We start from the raw sequence: 21,189 nt of genomic DNA on the forward strand, positions 1-21,189 counted from the left end.
GCCCGCAGCCGGAACAGTGAGTGCCGGGGCCCGGCTCGCATCGGCTCTCACGCCGGCTCCAGCGGCAGCCGCTCGATCGCCATGACGGCCACGTCGTCGTCCAGCGATCCCCCCGCGTACGCGAGCAGGTCGCGGTGGAGGTGCTGGACGAGCCCGTCCGGGTCGGTCTCCTGCCAGTCGGCGACCCGGTCGGCCAGCGGGTAGAAGCGCCCGCCGGAGTCCCGGGTCTCGATGACGCCGTCCGTGTAGAGGAGGAGGATGTCGCCCGGGCGGTAGGGGAAGGACTCCGACGCGTAGTCCTCCTCCGTCAGGCCTCCGGTGAGGCCGAGCGGCAGGGCGGGGTCGGCGACCGTCAGGGTGGTGACTTCGCCGCGGCTCAGGACGAGCGGGGGCGGGTGCCCGCAGTTGATCAGCCGGAGCACCGGCTGGTGGTCGGGGATGTCGAGGACCGCGGCGGTGATGAAGCCCTCTCCCGTCGCCGGGCCCTCCGGGAGCTCGGCCATGTCCCAGTACGTGGCGTTCTGCAAGTGGGCCACCAGCCGGGCCAAGGGGGGATTGCGGTGGGCCGCCGCGCGGAAGGCGCCGAGGAGGGAGGCGGCGTCCCCGATCGTCGGGAGGCCCTTGCCGCGCACGTCGCCGATCATGACCCGGGTGCCGTGCTCGGTCCGCGCCGCGGCGTACAGGTCGCCGCCCATGCGGGCCTCGGCCTCGGCGGCGATGTAGAGCGCGGCGATCCGCAGCGGGCCCAGCCGCGGCGGGATCGGCCGCAGCAGCACCCGCTGGGCCACCTCGGCCACCCAGCGCGCCTGGCTCAGCTGCTGCTCGTGCCGGGCCCGGGCGTGGCGGAAGACCACGAGGAAGACGGAGATGAGGAGCAGCGCGACGATCTGGGCCTGGTGGTTCGGCGTCGTCAGGCCCCCGTGGAAGATCCCGATCACGATCTGGGCGATCACCGCGAGGGCTCCGATGACGCCGGTGAGCGCGGGCCCGCCGATGGCCGCGGTGATGGCCGGGGCGGCGACCAGGAGCGGGCCCAGGTGGATGTCGGGGGGTGTCAGCAGGTCGACCACCACGACCAGGGCGATCAGCCCCAGGGGCACGGCGACGAGCGGGCGGCCGGCGCGCCGCCGGCGTCGTCCGGAGCCGGACCGCCTGCGCTGAAGGGGCATGGGTCCTGCTTACCTTCTCCCTGCCCTCCCCGCACACCTGCCACATCGGTGACCCGGGCCCCGCTGCCCGCTGCTGTCACGCTTACGGAGCAGCCGTTCTTCCGCGCGGGCCGCCGGGGTGGTCCGCGAGCGGCCGTCGAAGGCGGTCACCGTGGTCAGGACGGACATGAAGCCGCCGTACGCGTCGAGGCAGTTGACGATGAGCCTGCCGGCCGGCACCACCGGGTACACGAGAAGGGAGAGCGGGGACCGGCACGGTGCGAAAACGGCGTCAATGGCGCTGCTGCCGTCGTGTAATATTGTCTGCGTCGCCAGGGAAGCCGGGCGGCAAGCAAAACATCTGAACACGGGGCTATAGCTCAGTTGGTAGAGCGCCTGCATGGCATGCAGGAGGTCAGGAGTTCAATTCTCCTTAGCTCCACACGTGAGAGGGAGGGGTCGTCCGCTACGGACGGCCCCTCCTTCGTCGTACCTGCCCCTTTGTTCCTGTTCTGTCGTGCCTCATCCGGGTGACGCGTGTTTCTCCGATCATCCGATGGTGCAGATCTCGGGTGAGACCCGAACGCCGCCCCCGTCCAGCCCTACCAGCCGCGGTCTGGGCGGGGGCGGCGAGGACAGGCCGCGCCCCCGGTGAGCGGGCATCTGACGGGTGATCTGCGAAGCTTGTCCCCATGAACCGTCGGTTCCGCTTGCTTGCCGCGCGCTGGCCCGCCCTGGTCCCGGTGCTCGCCGCTCTCGTGCTGGCCCTCACCTGGGGGCGGTCGCTGTCCCCGGCGGCGGTGGCCGTGGTGAGCTGCTGCCTGGCAGGGGCCGTGCTCTCCGCCGTGCACCACGCGGAGGTGATCGCCCACCGGGTCGGCGAACCGTTCGGCTCCCTCGTCCTCGCCGTCGCGGTGACGATCATCGAGGTGGCCCTCATCGTGACGCTCATGGCCGACGGCGGCGACAAGAGCAGCTCCCTGGCGCGCGACACGGTCTTCGCCGCCGTCATGATCACCTGCAACGGGATCGTCGGCCTGTCCCTGCTGGTGTGCGCGCTCAGGCGCCGGGTCGCGGTGTTCAACGCGGAGGGCACCGGCGCCGCCTTCGGGACCGTCGCGACCCTGGCCGGGCTGAGCCTGGCCCTGCCGACCTTCACCACCAGCACGCCCGGCCCGCGGTTCACCCCGGCCCAGCTCGTCTTCGCCGCGGCCGCCTCGCTCATCCTCTACGGCCTCTTCGTCGCGACGCAGACCGTGCGGCACCGCGACTACTTCCTGCCGGTGACCGCCGAGGGCGAGGTCATCGACAGCGACCACGCCGCTCCGCCGTCGGCCCGGACCGCCCTGACCAGCCTCGGCCTGCTCGGCGTCGCCCTGATCTCGGTGGTCGGCCTCGCCAAGGGGGTGTCCCCGGCCATCGAGTCCGCGGTGGCCGCCGCCGGCCTGCCGGCCTCGGTCGTCGGCGTCGTCATCGCGCTGCTGGTCCTCCTCCCCGAGACCATCGCCGCGCTGCGCGCCGCCCGCCGCGACCGCGTCCAGACCAGCCTCAACCTCGGCCTCGGCTCGGCCATGGCCAGCATCGGCCTGACCATTCCCGCGGTCGCGGTCGCCTCCGTCTGGCTGGAGGGCCCGCTCGTCCTCGGCCTCGGCGCCACGCACATGGTGCTCCTCGCCCTCACGGTCGCCGTCGGCACCCTGACGGTGATCCCGGGGCGCGCCACCCCGCTCCAGGGCGGGCTGCACCTCTCGCTCCTGGCGGCCTACGTGGTGCTGGCGGTCAGCCCCTGAACCGGCCCCTGAGTCACCCCCTGAACCACCCCTGCGCGGGCCGGTGAACCGTGAGGCGCACAGATAAACAGGACGTACCGTCAATCGTTCCGGGGACACGTCGTACTCATCCCCGGTAATCTGGCGCAAAACCGATTCTGTGGTCGCGTCAAACCCTTCGGGTAACGGGGTGAGGGTTGCGTTCCGCAGCCGGCTTTCCCAATGGCCACCCGTGGCCTCAAAAGCCGGTGCATCGGCCATTCTCCCGTGCTACTGCGCACCACCACGGGGTGCGCGTGCTTCTAGCGCCGGCCTTGTGCGCCTTGGCGGACTTCGCGCTGTTCGCCAGCATGCGTACAGGCACTGTGCGCGTACCGGGAGGACAGCGTGGATTGTCACTTATCGTTCGCCAAAGGCCTCTGCTGCACCAACTCCTACCATGCGAGGGTGACATGCGGGCGCGTACCTATACCTCTCCCTACCGGGCGCAAGCGGCGGACGAGGCCTTCCCGGAGTCATTGCCTTACCCGAGCGGATGGTTTTGTGCGGGATTCTCGTGGCAGTGGAAACCGGGAACCGTCCGCACGTGCCGCTTCATGGGGACCGACCTGCTCATCCGGCGCACCCACGGCGGGGCGCTGCGGTCAGCTCTGCCCACGCGAGAAGCGCACGGCATCGTCTGGGTAGGGCATTCCCACGACCGTACGCCGCCCTCGTGGGAACTCCCGCTGCTCTCCGGCGACTTCGCGGGCCCCCGCACCTTCTGTGCGGTCGAACTGGCGGGCCACCCGCAGGACGTGATGGAGAACTTCATCGACCACAGGCACGTCGTCGAACTCCACGGCGTCGATTTCCTCGACATCGTGACGGCGCCCGCGGGGGACGGGCCGTTCTACTCCCTGACGGTCCGCGTCGGGCGCAGCCTTCCGTTCTTCTCCACCGTCCAGGACATCGGCATCCGCTACTTCGGGCTGGGCGCGGCGCTCATGACGATCGACGTGCCGCGCTGCCGGCTGCGGGCCGCGCAGTGGGTGCTGGCCACACCCGTGGGGCCGGGCCGCATCCGGTACTGTCTCGCGGCCAGCGCGGTGCTCGATCCGCTGCTCCGCATTCCCCCCGGATCCCGCCGTGCTCTCGAACGCGCGGTGGCCTTCGGAATGAACCGGTGGTCCTTTCAGGACTCCCGCGCCGACTGGCCGGTTTTCCACCACAAGGCATATCTGCCCCATCCGCGGCTGAACGGTGAGGACGGCCCGATCGGTGCCTACCGGCACTGGGCCCGCCAGTTCTACGCGGTGGTGCCCGATTGACCGGAGGGAAGATGGAACTGCGTGAGATCATCCACTTCCCGCAGATCAGGACCCGCCTGCCCATCCACGTCCATCCGGGGGCGGCGGAAGCGGAGACGCAACTGGCCGGGTACGTCGCCGGGCACCCCGTCCTGAAACCCTATGCGGCGAAGATCCGGCAGGATCAGTCCGCCCGCCTCGTCTGCCTGTGGGCCCCGCAATCGGCCGACATGGAGCGGATCCTGGCGGCGGCGAAATACGTGATGATCACGTATCTGATCGACGATATGCTCGACGAGGGCTGGACGGGAATCGGGGCGAGGGAGATGGTGGCCGGCCTGAAACGGGTCATCGCCCAGCAGAAGAAGCCGCAGACCGACGTCGAGAGGACCCTGGCCGCCATCATCAACCCCTTCCTGGACGGCCTGGGGAGGACGTTCCGCAGCAGGATCAACGCGGCGCTCGCGGACTGGATCGACTCCGGCGCGGTCCGCGGCGGCACCCCGCACCAGACGCACCGCATGACCGACCGGGAATTCCTGGACTGGCGGGTGAGCGACGTGGGGTACGAGGCCAACATCGCCATCGCCGAATACGCGGTCGGCTGCGACGTGTCCGGCCACGAGGAAACGCTCCGGCCCCTCAAGGTGAAGGCCGTCGAACACGTGCTGATCATCAACGATGTGTACTCGTACCGGAGGGAGCTGGCCAAGGGCTGCGCCGACGCCGGAATTCTGAACCTCTGGATGCGGCGGGACGGCATTTCGCTCCAGGGGGCCGTTTACAAGGCGTGCGCACTGGTCCGCGCCATCGAGGCGGAATACCTGGCGATGGAACGTGAACTGGTCTCCAGGGAGCCGGGGCTGGCGGCCTACGCGGAAGCGCTCAGGATGCTGTTCCAGGGGAACCTCGCCGTGCACGCCTGCGGGACGCGCTACAACGGGGCCGGCTTCCGCGGGAACCTGCTGCGGGGAGCCTGGGTGCGGCTGGATCCCGACATCACCTCCGTCATCGCCTACGATCCCGGGTCCGAGGGGGTGGGCGAGCCGGTGCCGCTGCGGCCGCTGCGGGCCGGGTCCTTCTGCCCGGCGGGGTGAGGGGGCGCCGCCGCGGGGAGCCGGGCCACCGGCCCGACCGCCGCGCTGCCGGCCGTCCACCGCCGGACCCGGCCCGGGGAGACGGGGGTGGCGAGGACCCACAGGACGAGGCCCCACGGCGCCGCGCACAGGTGACGCCGCACCGGCTCGATCACCACGAGCGCGGCGCCGGGGCCGAGGACCCGGAGGCCGACATGCCGGGAGGCGGAGCGGGCCAGGATCCGGGCGACGGCGCGCTCCGTCACGTCCTGGGGGCGGCCCGCCTCTTCGGTGACGCGGAACGCGCGGGGGCTGACGAGGGGGCCGGGCAGGGCGGGCAGCTCCCGGGACGGCGGGGCGCCGTCGGGGGAGTGCCACGCCCAGACGATGCCGTACGCCTCCCGGGAAGGCAGCAGGGTGAGCGACGCCTTGGGGGGCGTCCCGTACGGGGTCCTCGCGCACGTGCCGTCCGGGGCGAAGGCGAACCTGTGGAAGGGGCACACCAGGTACTCGCCGTCGACGGTGCCGCCGGCGCCGAGGTGGGCCCCCAGGTGGGGGCAGTAGGGCCGGATGACCCGGAGCACCCCGCGCCGGGTGCGGTAGACGACGGCGTCGCCGCCCATGAACCGGCGGGTGCCGACGCTGCCGGCCTTCCACTCCCGCGAGAATCCGATGCAGAACCAGCCCCGGGGGTACGGCGGTGTCGGCGTCGTCACCCCACCATGCTGTCCGCTCCGCCCGGCGGACGGATCAGCGCCTCCGGGGGTGCACGGAAGCACACCCGGCGGACGGTGACTCCGGTTGCCCCCGGCTTGGTCCAGACCTATTGACGTCCGGGGGGAGCGGTTCTAGCGTTCGACACCTTTCGAGCGTCGTGTGGCGAGCGTCGTCTTCCGGACGTCGTCACGTCGTCCTCGTCGAGGGGGTGGTCGGGCATGACCGGTCGGATGGCGCGATGGCTGGGAGCCGGCCTGCTCGTGGCGCTCGCCTTCCTCGGGCAGGCGCCGCAGGGCGTCCGGGCGCAAGCGGCGGGCGCGCCCGCCGACGACACCTGTCCCGTCCGGCCGAGACCCGCGGGCAAGGTGCTCCAGGGCTACTGGGAGAACTGGGACGGCGCGGCGAACGGCGTGCACCCGCCCTTCGGCTGGGTGCCGGTCACCGACTCCCGGATAGGCCAGCACGGCTACAACGTGATCAATATGGCGTTCCCGGTCATCCACCCGGACGGCACGGTGCTGTGGGAGGACGGCATGGACGCGACGGTGAAGGTCGCGACCCCGGCCGAGATGTGCCGCGCCAAGGCCGCGGGGGCCACGATCCTGATGTCGATCGGCGGCGCGGCGGCCGGCATCGACCTCGGCTCCGGCGCGGTCGCCGACCGGTTCGTGGAGACCGTCGTGCCGATCCTCAAGGCGTACAACTTCGACGGCATCGACATCGACATCGAGACCGGCCTCACCGGCAGCGGCAGCATCACCACGCTCTCGGCCTCGCAGGCCAACCTCATCCGCATCATCGACGGCGTGCTCGCGCGGATGCCCGCGGGCTTCGGCCTGACGATGGCACCGGAGACGGCGTACGTCACCGGCGGCAGCGTGACGTACGGCTCGATCTGGGGCGCGTACCTGCCGGTCGTGAAGAAGTACGCCGACAACGGCCGGCTCTGGTGGCTGAACATGCAGTACTACAACGGGAACATGTACGGCTGCTCCGGCGACTCGTACTCCGCGGGGACGGTGCAGGGCTTCACCGCCCAGACGGACTGCCTCGACAAGGGCCTCGTCGTCCAGGGCACGACCATCAAGGTCCCCTACGACAAGCAGGTTCCGGGACTGCCGGCCCAGCCCGGCGCCGGGGGCGGCCACATGACGCCGGCTCTGGTCGCGCAGGCGTGGAACGCGTACCGCGGCGCGCTGAAGGGCCTCATGACCTGGTCGGTCAACTGGGACGGCTCGAAGGGGTGGAGCTTCGGCGACAACGCGAAGGCACTGCAAGGGCGATGAACCCCGCCCGGCGCCGGGCGCGCGAGCTCCGTGCCGGACCGGAACGGTAAGCGGAAGAGCCAACCCCGCATGACGCCTATGGTTGTCGGATTCGCCGATGTTCGAATCTTGTACAGCGGAAGGGCGGTCATGCGGGTGGTGCACACGCGTGTCGAGTTCAAGGTGCTGGGGCCGCTCGCGGCCGTCGCGGACGGCCGGGTCCTCCCGCTCGGAGGGCCCAAGCAGCGGACCCTGCTCGCCATGCTGCTCGTCAACGCCAACACCGCCGTCTCCGGCGAGCGGCTGTGCGACGCCGTCTGGGGCGAGGCGCCGCCGGCCTCCGCGCAGGCCAACATCCGCAGCTACGCCGCCGTCCTGCGCAAGGTCCTCAGCCCCGCCGCCGGACCGGGATCCGGTGACGACCGGCTCAGCCAAGGAAACGGTGGTTACCGCTTGCGGGTGTTTCCCGGCGAGGCCGACCTGCACCGCTTCGAGCTCCTCGCCGCGCGCGGCCGCACCGCCCTGGCCGCCGGCGAGCACCGGGCCGCGGCCGACGCCCTGGAGGAGGCGCTCGCGCTGTGGCGCGGCAGCCCGTTCGAAGGCGTGGCGCACCACGACGCCCTGCTCGGCGAGGTCGCCCGCCTGGAAGAGGCGCGGCTGACGGCCTTCGAGGACCACGCCGAGGCCCGCCTCGCCCTCGGCGAGCCCCGCGAACTGGTCGGCCCGCTCCGCGCGGAGACCGCCCGCTACCCGCTGCGCGAATCGCTGTGGGCCAAGCTGATGACCGCGCAGTACCGCAGCCACCAGCCCGGCGACGCCCTCCAGTCCTACGCCCTCGCCCGCACGGCCCTCCGCGACGAACTCGGCATCGACCCCGGCGACGCACTGCGCCGCCTGCACCACGCGATCCTCACCAGGGACCCGGAGCTGGGCGCGCCGCCCGCCGCCGCACAGCCCGCACGGCCCGCCGACGCCTGGCAGCCCACGGTCCAAGTGCCCTCCGACGACTCCGACTTCGTCGGCCGCGGCCCCCTGCTGGAGCGCGTCGCCGCCCTGATCGGGCCCGCCGCCGGCCGGCCCGGCAGCACCACGCCCTGCGCCGTGCCCGTCGCGATCCTCACCGGGCTCCCCGGCGTCGGCAAGACCGCCCTGGCCACCCGGCTCGCCCACCACCTCCGCAACGACTTCCCCGACGGCCGGCTGTTCGTCCACCTGGACGGCACGCGCGGCCCCCAGCGCACGCCCGGCGCGATCCTCGCCAACCTGCTGCTCAGCCTCGGCGTCCCCGGCTCCTCCATCCCCGAGGCGACCGAGGAGCGGGCCGCGCTCTACCGCTCGCTGATCGCCGACCGCAAAGTGCTCGTCCTCCTCGACGACGCGCGCGACGAGGCCCAGATCCGGATGCTGCTCCCCGGCACCCCGGGCAGCGCCGCCCTCGTCACCAGCAGGACGCGGCTCGCCGGCCTCACGGACGCGCACCTCATCGACGTCGCCCCCTTCGACGACGAGGAGTCGCAGGACCTGCTGCGGCGCATCGTCGGCCCGCAGCGGCTCGCGGCGGAGCCCGAGGCGACCGGGCGGATCCTGGCCGCCTGCGCCGGGCTGCCCCTGGCGCTGCGGGTCGCCGCGGCACGGCTCGCCGGACGCCCCGACTGGCAGGTCCGCCGCCTGGCCGACCGGCTGGCCGACGAGCGCGGGGTGCTCGCGGAGCTCACCGTCGGCGACCTCGCCGTCCGCACGTGCGTCGCCGCCAGCTACCACGGCCTGGCCCCCGACGCCGCCCGCGCCTTCCGGGCCATCGGGCTGCTCCCCGCGCCGGAGTTCCCCTGCTGGGCCCTCTCCGCCGCCCTGCTCGACCCGGCGGACGCCGGCACGGGCGACGACGGTGCGGCGGGCCACGAACGCGCCGCGGACCGCGCCACCGACGCGCTCATCGACGCCAACCTCGTACAGATCGAGCAGATCGAGTCACTGAACGGGCAGCGGCAGCCGCGCTACCGCATGCACGACCTGCTGCACGCCTACGCCGCCGAGCGCGCCCTCGCCGACGAGCCGGAGTCATGGCGCCGGGCCGCGGTCGCCCGCGTCCTGGACGGCTGGCTCACCCGCGCCCGCGCGGCGGGCGACCAGCTCATCCGAAGAGGCACCGGCGGGCACGCGCCCGGCGCGGCGGGCGACCTCGTCGGATGGCTGGAGAGCGAGCGCACCGGCCTGGTCACCGCGGTCGGCTTCGCCGCGAGCGCAGGCTACGGCCCGCAGACGGCCGGACTCGCCGCCGCCCTTGAAGACGTCTGCCACCTGCGCAACTGGTGGGACGAGTGGGAGCACGTCGCCCGCGCCGCACTCGACCGCGCCACGGCCGACGGCGACCCCGTCGCCGTCGCGGTCGCCCAGGGCTCCCTCGCCCGGGCCTGCGCCGTCCGCGGGCGGGTGGACGACGCCCTGACCCGCTACGCCGGCGCCATCGCGCAACTCGACGCGCTCGGCGAGGAACACCACGCCGCGCGCCTGCGCATCCACCGCAGCTTCGCGATCGCCGACCGGGGCATGGCCCAGCTCGCCCACGAGGACGCCGTGTCCGCGGCCGCCGCCATGAACCGGCTGGGCGACAAGCACGGCCACGTCATGGCCCTGCGCAGCCTCGGCTTCACCCTCTCGTCCCAGGGGCGCGAGGCCGAGGCCGTCGCCGCGCTCGAACCGGCCGTGGCCACGGCCGAGCGCCTCGGCCACCCGCTCGCTCTCGCCGACGTTCTCCAGCTCCTGGCCTGGGCCGAGATCGGCCGCGGCCGCACCGAACGCGCCGCCCGCCACCTGCACCGGGCCCTGGCCGAGTACCGGTCCCTGCGGCACCGGCCCGGCGAGGCGTACGCCCTGCTGGCCCTCGGCCGCATGCACGCCGAACCCGGCGGGCCCGGCCGGGCCGCGTGGGCCCTCGCCCCGCTCGGCCAGGCCGCGGCGATCTTCACCGAGCTCGGCGAACGGCGGGGCGAGGCGCTCACCGCCCTCTGGCTCGGCAGCGCGCACGCCGCGCTGGGCGACCGCGACACCGCCGTGAGCCACCTCACGACGGCACTGAACGGCTTCCGCAGCCTGCGGATGCCGTCGTGGGCGGAGCGGGCCCGGCAGGAGCTCGACGCCGCGGCGCGGTCCGCCGGTCTCACTGACCGGTGACCTGCGCGACCCCTTGAGCGGAGCCCCGCCGGCAACTGCCCGGGAGCTGAGCCCCGTATAAGGCTGAGCCCCGTACAAGAGGGCTCAGCACGGCGCGCGCGTCCTCCCTTGTGCGCTTCTCATGCGCTTCTCATGCGTCCCCCACGCACCGTGGTGCCCAGTCCACGAAGGGAGGCGCGGTGACCGAACAGGCCGCACCCGATATCGACCTGGCCGCAGTAGAAGTCATCCGAGAGGTCCTGTCCCACCAGCGCAGAATGCGCGACGGCGGATGCGCCGGACGCGTCTGCCTGCGCTGCGTCCGGCACCACCTCGACGCGGTGCACAGCGCCATGAGGGACGGCCGGCGGATCGAATTCGTCCTGCCGGCCTTCCCCACGAAGTCCCCGAACCCGGCCAAGGTCCTCGGCCCCCTGCCCGACCTGGCCGAGGAGCTCGCCCTGCGGTTCCTCAACGAGCTGTGCGAGCGCATCAGCGAGGTCTACGCGCCCGGAGCGGCCATCCTCATCTGCTCCGACGGCCGGGTCTTCAACGACCTGCTGGGCGTGAGCGACGACAACGTCACGGCCTACGCACAGGCCCTCGACGCCATGATCACCAGGATCGGCGCCGACCGGCTCGAACAGTTCAGCCTGGACGACGTCTACACCGGCGCCGGCCACGAGGACATGCGCACCATGCTCTCCGCCGGCCACGCCCCCGCGCTGGAGGAGCTGCGCGAGGAAGTGCGCGCCGGAGGCGCACCGCTCGCCATGTACCGCGGCATCACCCGCTTCATGCTGGAGGACCTGTCCGGCCCCGCCTGGACCGGCACCCGCTCCGCCCTCCAGCGCAGGTGCCGCGACCTCGCCTACCGCGTCATCCAGCGCAGCCGGGCCTGGGGCAACCTCCTGGACCGGCTCTTCCCCACGGCGATCCGCCTGTCGATCCACCCGCAGCCCTGCGGCACGGACAAGATCGGCATCCTCCTCGCCGACACCCCGGACACCTGGCTGACGCCCTGGCACAGCGTCGCGGTCGAGGCCGGAGGCCGCTTCACGCTCATGAAGCGCGCCGAAGCCGAAGAGGCCGGCGCCGAACTCGTCTTCGCAGGCGGGCGCCCCAGCCACTACGTCCTGCACCAGGCCGCCGCGTCCCACGGCGGCGGCCCCTGGGACCGGGCCTGCGCCTGAACGCCCGGCGAACCGCCGTCCCCCCACCCCGAGAGAGGCACCCATGACCGCAAACCCCGTACAAGCGGATCCCGCACCAGCAGACCGCACCCCGGCAGACGCAGCCACCGGCATCCTCACCGACCTCCGCTACGACGTCGCCCCGATCACCCCCTTCGGACTGGCGATACGGGCCACGGAGCCCGGCCTGCGCGTCGAACACATCCCCGTCGCACCGCTGCGCTCCCTCGTCCGCGCGCACCACGTCGTGCTGCTCCGCGGCTTCGGCGTCTTCGACGGCCCGGACGCGCTCTCCGCCTACTGCGAGCGCTGGGGCGAGCCGAGCGTCTGGCCCTTCGGGACCGTGCTCGAACTCGTCGAGAAGGAACAGCCCGAGGACCACATCTTCGACTCCAGCTACATGCCCATGCACTGGGACGGCATGTACCGCGAGCAGATCCCCGAGTTCCAGGTCTTCCAGTGCGTGCACGCCCCCGGCGAGGGCAACGGCGGCGAGACCACGTTCTCCCATACGACCGCCGTCCTGGAACGCACCGACCCCGCGACCGTCGCCCGGTGGTCGCAGGTCACCGGCACGTACCAGCGCGCGATGGAGTTCTACGACAGCGTCACCGTCTCGCCGGTCGTGACCGCCCACCCCGTCCACGGCGCGCCCGTCATCCGCTACAACGAGCCCACCGCCGCCGGCGACGCCGGCTTCGTCAACCACCCCGACCTGCGCTTCACCGGCCTGCCCGACGACGAGATCGCCGAGGTGCACCGCAGCCTGCGCGCCGCGCTGTACGACCCCGCGCACCTCTACGCCCACGCCTGGCAGACCGGCGACCTGGTCGTCACCGACAACTACACGCTGCTGCACGGCCGCAACGCCTTCACCAGCGGCGCCCCGCGCCACCTGCGCCGCGTCCAGGTGCTCGGCACGCCGCCGCTCGACAACCCGGGGCTGGTCCGATGACACGTGACGGCATGACTCACGACAACCGCCTCATGACCGGCGACGACTACCTGGAGAGCCTGCGCGACGGCCGGCAGGTCTACCTCGGCGGCGAGCGCGTCAAGGACGTCACCCGCCACCCCGCCTTCCGCAACTCCGCGCTCTCCGTGGCCCGCCTCTACGACGCCTTGCACGACCCGGCGACCGCAGATGTGCTGACCGGCACCGACGAGCCGACGGGCATCCGTACGCACAAGTTCTTCAAGCCGAGCCGGTCGGCGGCCGACCTCGTCGAGGCCCGCGAGGCCATCGCGACCTGGGCGCGGATGAGCTACGGATTCCTCGGCCGCACCCCCGAGTACAAGGCGTCCTTCATGGCGGGCCTCGGCGTCAACGCGGACTACTACGGCCCGTACGCCGCCAACGCCACCGCCTGGTACAGCGAGTTCGCGAGCAGGGCGCTCTACCTCAACCACGTCATCATCAACCCGCCCGTGGACCGCAAGCGCGCGATCCACGACATGGAGGACGTCTTCGTGCACGCCGTGCGCGAGACCGACGCCGGGGTCGTGGTCAGCGGGGCGAAGATGCTGGCGACCGGATCGGCGATCACCAACGCGGGCTTCGTCGCCCCCGTCGGCTCGGCGGCCCTCGCCCCCGGCAAGGCCGAGGCCTTCGCCCTCGTCTTCTTCGTCCGCATGGACAACCCGGGCGTGAAGCTCATCTGCCGCACCCCGTACGCGCAGCACGCCGGCAGCCCCTTCGACGCCCCGCTCAGCAGCCGCTTCGACGAGAACGACAGCGTGCTCCTGCTCGACGAGGCGCTGATCCCCTGGGAGGACGTCCTCGTCCACCGCGACATCGAGCGCGCCACCGGCTTCTACGCCGCCTCCGGCTTCCCCAACCTCTACAACTTCCAGTCCGGCGTCCGGCTGAGCGTCAAGCTGGAGCTCATGGCCGGGCTCCTCTCCCGCGCCACCAAGGCCAACGGCACCGACGCCTTCCGCGGCGTCCAGGCCGCCGTCGGCGAGGTCGTCACCATGCGCGACATGGTGTGGGCGCTGACCTCGGCCATGGCCTACGACCCGGAGCCCGGCAGCGGCGGGACGGTCGTCCCGCGCCTGGAGCACGCCTCCGCCATGCGCATGTACAACGCCCAGGTCTGGGACCGCGTCCACGAGCTGTTCGAGACCACCCTCGGCGGGGCGCCGCTCGCCGTGCCCTCCAGCGCCCGCGACCTCGCCGACCCCGAGCTGCGGCCGCTGATCGACCGTTTCTACCGCGGCGCGGACGGCTCCGCCCACGACCGGATCAAGCTGCTGAAGCTGGTCTGGGACACGATCGGCACCGAGTTCGGCGGCCGGCACGAGCTCTACGAGCGCAACTACTCCGGCAACGGCGAACAGGTCCGGCTCGACGCGCTCCGCTGGGCCGCCAACCGCGGCAGCCTCGGCCGCTACGAGGCGCTCGTGCAGCAGTGCCTCGACGACTACGACCTCGACGGCTGGCGCCGGGGGCCCTGGACCGGAAGCGAGGACGAGTGACATGTGCGGCATCACCGGATGGGTCGACTTCACCCGCGACCTGACCACCGAACAGCACGTGGTCCGGGCCATGACCGGCACGCTCGCCGCCCGCGGGCCCGACGCCGCCGGCCTATGGCTCGACACCCACGCCGCCCTGGGGCACCGGCGGCTGGCCGTCATCGACCTGGAGCACGGCACCCAGCCGATGCGCACCCCCGAACAGGGCCCCGGCGGCCGGCCGCGCGCCGTCGTCTCGTACGGCGGCGAGATCTACAACTTCCGCGAGCTGCGCGAGGAACTCGTCCTGCTCGGCCACCGGTTCGCGACCCGCAGCGACACCGAGGTCGCGCTCCGCGCCTACCTGCAATGGGGCACGGACTTCGTCCACCGCCTCAACGGCATGTACTCCATCGCCATCTGGGACACCGCCCGCGAAGAGCTGCTGCTCGTCCGCGACCGGCTCGGCGTCAAGCCGCTCTACTACCACCCCACGCCCGGCGGCCTGCTCTTCGGCTCCGAACCCAAGGCCGTCCTCGCGAACCCCCTGGCCCGCGCCGAAGCCGGCGCGGAGGAGCTGTGCGACGCCCTGCTCTTCCTGCGCACCCCCGGCCGCGTGCCCTTCCGCGGCATGCGCGAGGTCAAGCCCGGACACCTCGTACGGGCCGGGCGCGACGGGATCAAGGAGGAGCGCTACTGGGCGCTCGAAGCCCGCCCGCACACCGACGACCTGCCCACCACCGCGGCCCGCGTCCGCGAACTCCTCGACGACATCGTCCCCCGGCAGATGACCGCGGACGTCCCGCTCGTCTCGCTGCTGTCCGGCGGCCTCGACTCCAGCACGGTCACCGCCCTCGCGGCGCGCACCCGCGCCGCGGCCGGCGACCGCCTCGCCACCTTCTCCGTCGACTTCACCGGCCACACCGAGAACTTCCGCCCCGACGCCATCCGGCCCACCCCGGACGGCCCGTACGCCCTCGAAGCCGCCCGGCACGCCGGCACCGAGCACCACGCGATCGTCCTCGACCGCGGCCGGCTCCTCGACCCGGCCGTGCGCCGGACCGTCCTCGGCGCCTGGGACCTGCCGTACAACTTCGCCGACCTCGACGTCTCCCTCTACCTGCTCTTCGCCGCCGTACGGCAGCACGCCACGGTCGTGCTGTCCGGCGAGGGCGCCGACGAGGTCTTCGGCGGCTACCTGTGGTTCTCCGACCCCGGGGCCCGCCGCGCCGAGACCTTCCCCTGGCTCAAGCTGGGCGCCCACCGCGGCCTCGACCCGCGGTCGCTGTTCCACCCGTGGTTCGTGGACGGCATCGACCTGGCGGAGTACGAGGCCGACCTCTACCGGACGGCGCTCGCGGAGGTCCCGGTCCTCGACGGGGAGAGCGCCGAGGACCGGCGGACCCGCGAGCTCAGCCACCTCACCCTCACCCGCTGGCTGCCCATCCTCCTCGACAAGAAGGACCGCATGGGCATGGCGAACGGCCTGGAGGGCCGGGTGCCGTTCTGCGACCACCGCCTCGTCGAATACGTCTTCAACGTCCCCTGGGAGATGAAGAGCTTCGGCGGCCAGGAGAAGGCGCTGCTGCGCGAGGCCGCCTCCGGCCTCCTGCCGGAGCCGGTGCTGCGCCGCAAGAAGGCCGCCTACCCGTCCCTCCAGGACCCCGCCTACGACCGGGCCCTCATCACCGGCCTCGCCACGGCGGCGACCGGCGGCGGCGCCCCGCTCAGCCCGTTCCTCGACGGCGACGCGGTGCGGCGGATGACCACCAGGACGGCCGGCGGCAGCCTCTCCGAGTTCGAGCGGATCCTCGTGGAGTCCACGGTCCGCCTGGACGACTGGCTGCGCACGTACGACATCGACCTGGCACCGACCCGTGCCGTACTGACCCATGCCGCACCGGCCCACGCCGCACTGACCGATGTGAAGGGAGCTCACTGATGCACGCGATCGAGATCCGGGAGACCGGCGGGCCCGAGGTCCAGCTCTACGTCGAGAAGCCCGCCCCCGGGCAGCCCGGCGAGGGGCAGATCCTCGTGGAACTCGCCGCGGCCGGAGTGAACTTCATTGACCTCTACCGGCGCGAGGGGCGCTATCCGCTGCCCGTGCCCTGCGTCCCCGGCGAGGAGGGCTCCGGCGTGGTCCTCGCGACCGGCCCCGGCGTCACCCGGTTCGCGCCCGGTGACCGGGTCGCCTGGACGACCGTGCTCGGCAGCTACGCCGAGCGGGTGCTCGTGCCCGAGGACAAGGCCATCGCCGTGCCCGACGGCATCGACCTGCGGACGGCCGGCGGGGTGCTCGTCCACGGCATGACCGCTCACTTCCTCGCCCACGACTCCTACCCGGCCCGCGCGGGCGAGACCGTGCTCGTGCACGCCGCCGCCGGTGGTGTGGGCCTCCTGCTCACCCAGATGCTCAAGCGGCGCGGCGCCCGTGTCATCGGCACGGTCTCCACCGAGGAGAAGGAGCGCACCGCCCGCGCCAACGGCTGCGACGAGGTCGTCCGCTACACCGCGACCGGCGACCTGGCCGCCGAGGTCCGGGCGCTCACCGGCGGGGAAGGCGTCCACGCGGTCTACGACGGCGTGGGCGCGGCCACCTTCGACGCGAGCCTCGACTCGCTGCGCACGCGCGGCACGCTGGTCCTCTTCGGCGGCGCGAGCGGCGCGGTGCCGCCCGTCGACGTGATGCGGCTGCTCTGGGGCGGCTCGCTCACGCTGACCCGGCCCTATCTGGAGCACTTCCGGGCCACCGCCGAGGAGTTCGAGAGGCGGGCGGGCGAGGTGTTCCGGGGCCTCCTCGACGGCTCGCTCACGTTCACCGTCGCCGGGACGTACCCCCTCGCCGAGGCGCACCGCGCGCACACCGACCTGGCCTCCCGCGCCACCTCCGGAAAGCTCCTCCTCGTCCCGTAGACCCGTAAAGGAGACTCGCCATGGGCGACATCGCCGGCGCGGGCCTGCTCTCGCACGCGCCCGTCATCATGTTCCCCGAGCCCGCCCGCATCGCGGCGAACGGCGGCAGCGACTTCACGCTCGCGACCGGCCTGGAGCGGCTGCGGCGCGAGGTGACCGACACGGCCCGGTACGACACCGTCGTGGTGTTCGACTCCCACTGGGCCACCACGACCGAAGCGGTGATCACGGCCCATCCGCGCCGCAAGGGCCTGTTCACCTCCGACGAGATGCCGTCGGCGATCAGCCGGCTCCCGTACGACCTGCCCGGTGACCCCGCGCTCGCGCACGCGGTCGCCGGCCTGGCGGCGCAGCGGAAGGTGTGGATCGAGGCCAACGACGACCCGCACCTGCCGATTCACTACGCGACGCTCAACCTCTGGACGTACCTGGGGCGGACCGGCAAGCCGTGGGTGTCCGTCTCCGTCTGCCAGACGGCGACCACTGAGGACTTCCTCAGGATCGGCGAGGTCGTGGGGGAGGCGATCGCCGGGCTCGCCGGCCGTCGCGTGCTGCTGCTCGCTTCGGGCGGCCTGTCCCACCGCTTCCGGCCGCTGGGCGAGCTGCGCGACCGCATGGCCGGCGACCCGGCCAACATCGTCACGCCCGGGGCCCGGGCGGCGGACGAGCAGCGGATCGCCTGGCTGGAGGCGGGCCGGCACGACGAGGTGATCCGGTCCATGCCGGAGTACCTGCGGTACGCGCCCGAGGCCCGCTTCGGCCACTACCTGATGCTGGCGGGCGCGCTGGGCGGGGAGGCGTGCCGGGCGCGGGGACGGCGGTTCAGCGCGTACGAGAACGGGATCGGCACCGGGCAGGCGCACCTCTGGTTCGACCTGCCGGCCGGCGGGGGGAGGTGACGGCCCGGTGCTCACCGACGAACGGCGGCTGCGGGCCTGCCTGGGGCACTTCGCCACCGGCGTCACGGTGGTGACGTGCGAGGTCGGCGGCGTCCCGCACGGCGCGACCGTCAGCTCCTTCACGGCGGTCTCGCTGGACCCGGCGCTGGTCCTGGTCTCGCTGCACCGCCGGAGCAAGGCCGGACGGCACCTCGCCGGCAGGCCGTTCACGGTGAACGTGCTCGGCGAGGACCAGCGGGACCTCGCCGAGCGGTTCGCCGGCCGGCGCACGCACGCGCCGCCCCGGTGGGCGGCCCGGCCGCCCGCCGGCCTCGCCCCCCGCCTCGCGGGCTCCCTCGCGACGCTCTCCTGCACGCCGTGGGCCGCCTACGACGGGGGAGACCACGTGCTCTTCGTGGGGCGCGTCGAGGAGGCCGAGTACCGGGAGGGCGGCCGCCCGCTCGTCTTCTACGAGGGGCAGCTCCGGGGGCTGTAGCCGTCCTCCCGCGCCCCCCTCGGCCAGGTGTCGCCGACCTCGTGCCGCCGGACCGTCAGACCGCCGCTAGAATGCGGCGTTTGTTCGATTCGGCGATGCGATTCGGCGGCGTGATTCGATCACGCGATTCGATGACGCGATGAACCGTGGGGGGACCACACGTGAGGGCGAGACTGAGAGAGACCGCGGAAGAGCTGGCCGGGCTGCTGTGGCGGGAGTACATCGTCTACCGCGACCGGTCCGGGGAGGTGGTGATCCGGGGCGAGCACGTGCAGCGCTGGATCAGCCTCGCTCCCGCGGCCGGCAGTGACGAGGTGCTCGTCCGCGCGGGGCGCATCCTGGAGGGCGGGACCACCGCCCCGGCGCGCTCGGAGGCCGTCGTGCCGCTGTCGGCGGGCATGGGCGAGCTCGCCGCGGCCTGCCGGCGGCTGCTCGCCGAGACCGCCGCCGCGCCCGCGCCCCGCGATCCGCGTGCGGCGGGGAGCGGGCGGGCGGCGAAGGCCGCGAAGGCGCGGCCCGCGCGCAAGAGCCGGCACACGGGTCTCGGGTCCTGGGCGGTCATCGTCTCCGTCCTGGGCGTGGTCGCGGTCTGCGTCTACCAGCTCGTGCTGAACGGCGGGTGAGCGGGGGCGGCTGAGCCCGCCGGACGTCACCGGGGTCACGTACGCGCTCTGGCGTCGCACGCGGCCCCGGCCCTACCGTGGCCCCCGTAGGCACTCCCGCACAGCATGGCTTGGCATGAACCTGACACTCACTCCTGAGAGGTGAGCCGTGTTCCTGCGCCGCAGACGCGTCCGCCGGCTGCGCCGGCTCGGTGTCGTCGCCCTGCTCCTCGGCGTCGTGGCCGCCGTCGCCGCCGGCCCCGCCCGGGCGACACCCGACACCGCTTCCCGGGGCCCGCTGCCCCTCGTCCGGCCGATCGACCCGCAGCACTGGCGCAACCCCGACGACATGACCTGGGCCGAGTACCGCTCCGTGCCCGGAACGGACTGGGCCGACCCCGCCCGCACGCCCACGCAGCGCAAGTTCAAGGGCGCCCTCGTGCTGCTGGACTACTCCGACGAGGAGTTCTCGGTCAGCAAGCCCGCCGGAGCCGCCAAGTTCGGCAACCCGCTGCCCAGCGCGGCCGGCATCCCGCGCGCGCAGGTCCCGAAGTTCTACGAGGACTTCCTCAACAAGCCCGGCGCGCTCAACCACGGCCACACCATCAACGAGTACTGGATGGAGGACTCCGGCGGCCGCTTCGGCGTCGGCCTGACCTCCTTCGGCGTCTACCGCATGCCCGGCAAGTCCTACCAGTACGGCATCGAGCCCGGCATGAACCCCGGCGCCTGCCCCGTCGGCGACACCTGCGGCAAGGACATCCGCACCGACGGCAAGCGGGCCTGGACCGCCGACGTCGGCGACGCCAAGACGCGCGAGTTCGACTTCATCTTCTACCTCACCGCAGGCGTCGACGAGTCCTCCGCCTGGCAGGAGTTCGGGCAGATGAAGTTCCCGTCCGCGCAGGACGTGCCGGCCGCCTGGGGACCCCCGTCACCCATCGCCTCCGGCCTCAACGCCGCGCAGACCCGCTACGTGCCCTGGACGTCCTGGCAGGCCGCCGCCCGCATCTGGCCCAACGCCGCGAACGGCTCCTCCACCCAGGCCGAGAGCTCCGGCATGGCCACCTTCGCCCACGAGCTCAGCCACATCCTGGGCATCGGCGACAACTACAACAACCCCTACGGGACGCCGCTCAGCCGCTCGTACACCGGCATCTGGGGCATGCTCTCGCGCGGCTCCTTCAACGGCCCCGGCGGGCCGCACACCCGCTGGCGGATACCCGCGACCGCCGGCGGCTCCATGGGCGCCCAGCACGTCCTGCGGGACAAGCTCAAACTCGGCATCGTCGACGAGAAGAACGTCCTGCGCCTGGACCGCGACGCCCTCAAGGGCTCCGGCCTCGTCGTCGCCCGCGTCACCGCCCGCTCCGCCCCGCCCGGCGAGAAGGGTCTGACCGGCGTCAACATCACCATGGGCCGCGACCTGTCCCCGGCGTGCGACCGCACCACCGACCCGCTGTGCGACGGCGGAGGCTACGACAACTACACCGTCGAGGTCGTCGACCGCATGGGCGCGGACTCGTTCACCCCGGACAGCGGCGTCCTGCTGAGCAAGACCAAGAACGCCGACCGGGCCCCCTTCGCCTGGGTGGTCGACGCCCACCCCGAGGACATCGGCCTGACCGACTTCACCCGCCCCGACGGCACCCCGCAGAAGATCACCATGGGGGACTACCGGCAGCTCAGCGACGCCCTCTTCCACGCGGGCGCCGACTCCGGCAGCTCCTACGAGTACGTCGACGAGGCCAACCGGCTGCACTTCTACGTCCTGAACGTGCAGCGCGACGCCACCGGCGTCCTCTCCTACGACATCGGCGTCAAATCCCTCGACGGGGCGGGGACTCAGGCCCGCGGAGTCGCCCTCGGCAAGGGCAGCGTCAAGAGCGGGCCCGACCGGGGCCGGGCCGTGTGCACCTTCGGCCTCGCCAACACCGGGAAGGCCGCCCCGCAGAGCGACCCCCGCCTGTCCTCCGACGTCTACCGCCTGTCCGCCACCGCGTCGGGGCGCGGCTGGTCCGCCTGGCTGCCCAACCGCCTCACCACCGCCGCCGCCGGCACCGCGGTCCCCGTCGACGTCGCCGTCACGGCCAAGCCCGGCGCCGACCGCAAGGGCACCGTCACCCTCACCGCACGCTCGGAGAGCGACCCCGGCAAGACGGCCAAGGCCACCTGCTCGCTGCCGAAGACGGGAAGGTGACCGGACGGGGGGGGATCGTTCAGGGAGGCGGCC

16 protein-coding genes and 1 tRNA gene are annotated in these 21,189 nt (G+C 72.9%); 15 read left to right on the forward strand and 2 right to left on the reverse strand.

The annotated features are described in order from the left end of the window. Nucleotides 1-47 precede the first annotated feature (47 nt). On the reverse strand, nt 48-1,169 hold the full coding sequence (locus tag D7231_RS30835; RefSeq protein WP_120758917.1) for a PP2C family protein-serine/threonine phosphatase: 1,122 nt from the start codon (nt 1,167-1,169) through the stop codon (nt 48-50). A gap of 348 nt (nt 1,170-1,517) precedes the next feature. Here D7231_RS30835 and D7231_RS30845 point away from each other — a divergent pair. The 4 genes from D7231_RS30845 to D7231_RS30860 all read left to right on the forward strand — a co-directional run bounded on the left by D7231_RS30845 (nt 1,518) and on the right by D7231_RS30860 (nt 5,303). Next, nucleotides 1,518-1,590, forward strand: a tRNA-Ala gene (locus D7231_RS30845). Between the two features lie 250 nt (nt 1,591-1,840). Next, the gene (locus D7231_RS30850; protein WP_120758922.1) at nt 1,841-2,938 is read left to right on the forward strand and encodes a calcium:cation antiporter; all 1,098 of its coding nucleotides are present in this window, start codon (nt 1,841-1,843) and stop codon (nt 2,936-2,938) included. A 575-nt stretch (nt 2,939-3,513) separates the two neighbouring features. Continuing rightward, nucleotides 3,514-4,227: a (2Fe-2S)-binding protein gene (locus D7231_RS30855; RefSeq protein WP_120758924.1), complete on the forward strand. Its 714-nt coding sequence runs from the start codon at nt 3,514-3,516 to the stop codon at nt 4,225-4,227. A gap of 11 nt (nt 4,228-4,238) precedes the next feature. Continuing rightward, the gene (locus D7231_RS30860) at nt 4,239-5,303 is read left to right on the forward strand and encodes a terpene synthase family protein (RefSeq protein WP_120758926.1); all 1,065 of its coding nucleotides are present in this window, start codon (nt 4,239-4,241) and stop codon (nt 5,301-5,303) included. Here the strand turns inward: D7231_RS30860 and D7231_RS30865 are convergent. Next, a complete protein-coding gene (locus tag D7231_RS30865; RefSeq protein WP_147449820.1) occupies nt 5,222-5,998 on the reverse strand; it encodes a Rieske 2Fe-2S domain-containing protein in 777 nt (258 codons plus the stop codon). The genes D7231_RS30860 and D7231_RS30865 overlap by 82 nt on opposite strands. Before the next feature lie 219 nt (nt 5,999-6,217). Between D7231_RS30865 and D7231_RS30870 the strand changes: the two genes are divergently transcribed. From D7231_RS30870 to D7231_RS30920, 11 genes are all read left to right on the forward strand, one after another. Next, nucleotides 6,218-7,285, forward strand: a complete 1,068-nt coding sequence (locus D7231_RS30870) for a chitinase (protein ID WP_120758931.1) — start codon at nt 6,218-6,220, stop codon at nt 7,283-7,285. Between the two features lie 108 nt (nt 7,286-7,393). Further along, on the forward strand, nt 7,394-10,435 hold the full coding sequence (locus tag D7231_RS30875; RefSeq protein WP_158673844.1) for an AfsR/SARP family transcriptional regulator: 3,042 nt from the start codon (nt 7,394-7,396) through the stop codon (nt 10,433-10,435). Nucleotides 10,436-10,614: 179 nt separating this feature from the next. Further along, nucleotides 10,615-11,607: an L-tyrosine/L-tryptophan isonitrile synthase family protein gene (locus D7231_RS30880; protein ID WP_242000008.1), complete on the forward strand. Its 993-nt coding sequence runs from the start codon at nt 10,615-10,617 to the stop codon at nt 11,605-11,607. Nucleotides 11,608-11,650: 43 nt separating this feature from the next. Next, a complete protein-coding gene (locus D7231_RS30885; RefSeq protein WP_120758936.1) occupies nt 11,651-12,562 on the forward strand; it encodes a TauD/TfdA dioxygenase family protein in 912 nt (303 codons plus the stop codon). Between the two features lie 11 nt (nt 12,563-12,573). Beyond that, nucleotides 12,574-14,085, forward strand: coding sequence for a 4-hydroxyphenylacetate 3-hydroxylase family protein (locus tag D7231_RS30890; RefSeq protein WP_120758938.1), 1,512 nt, complete (start codon nt 12,574-12,576; stop codon nt 14,083-14,085). 1 nt (nt 14,086) lies between these two features. Then, nucleotides 14,087-16,006 (forward strand): asparagine synthase (glutamine-hydrolyzing), encoded by a 1,920-nt coding sequence (gene asnB / locus D7231_RS30895; RefSeq protein ID WP_120758941.1) that lies wholly within the window; start codon nt 14,087-14,089, stop codon nt 16,004-16,006. Beyond that, nucleotides 16,006-16,980, forward strand: coding sequence for a quinone oxidoreductase family protein (locus D7231_RS30900; RefSeq protein WP_120758943.1), 975 nt, complete (start codon nt 16,006-16,008; stop codon nt 16,978-16,980). Before asnB ends, D7231_RS30900 begins: the two co-directional genes overlap by 1 nt. Nucleotides 16,981-17,000: 20 nt before the next feature. Further along, nucleotides 17,001-17,879: a DODA-type extradiol aromatic ring-opening family dioxygenase gene (locus D7231_RS30905; protein ID WP_120758945.1), complete on the forward strand. Its 879-nt coding sequence runs from the start codon at nt 17,001-17,003 to the stop codon at nt 17,877-17,879. A gap of 7 nt (nt 17,880-17,886) precedes the next feature. Beyond that, nucleotides 17,887-18,354, forward strand: coding sequence for a flavin reductase family protein (locus D7231_RS30910; protein WP_120758947.1), 468 nt, complete (start codon nt 17,887-17,889; stop codon nt 18,352-18,354). A 161-nt stretch (nt 18,355-18,515) separates the two neighbouring features. Next, nucleotides 18,516-18,977, forward strand: a complete 462-nt coding sequence (locus D7231_RS30915) for a hypothetical protein (RefSeq protein ID WP_120758949.1) — start codon at nt 18,516-18,518, stop codon at nt 18,975-18,977. Nucleotides 18,978-19,125: 148 nt separating this feature from the next. Further along, complete coding sequence (locus tag D7231_RS30920; RefSeq protein ID WP_120758952.1) at nt 19,126-21,156, forward strand: M6 family metalloprotease domain-containing protein; 2,031 nt, start codon at nt 19,126-19,128, stop codon at nt 21,154-21,156. The last annotated feature ends 33 nt before the right edge of the window (nt 21,157-21,189 follow it).

Origin of the sequence: Streptomyces klenkii, from assembly GCF_003626645.1 — a bacterium.
In the GTDB taxonomy this organism is placed as follows: domain Bacteria; phylum Actinomycetota; class Actinomycetes; order Streptomycetales; family Streptomycetaceae; genus Streptomyces; species Streptomyces klenkii.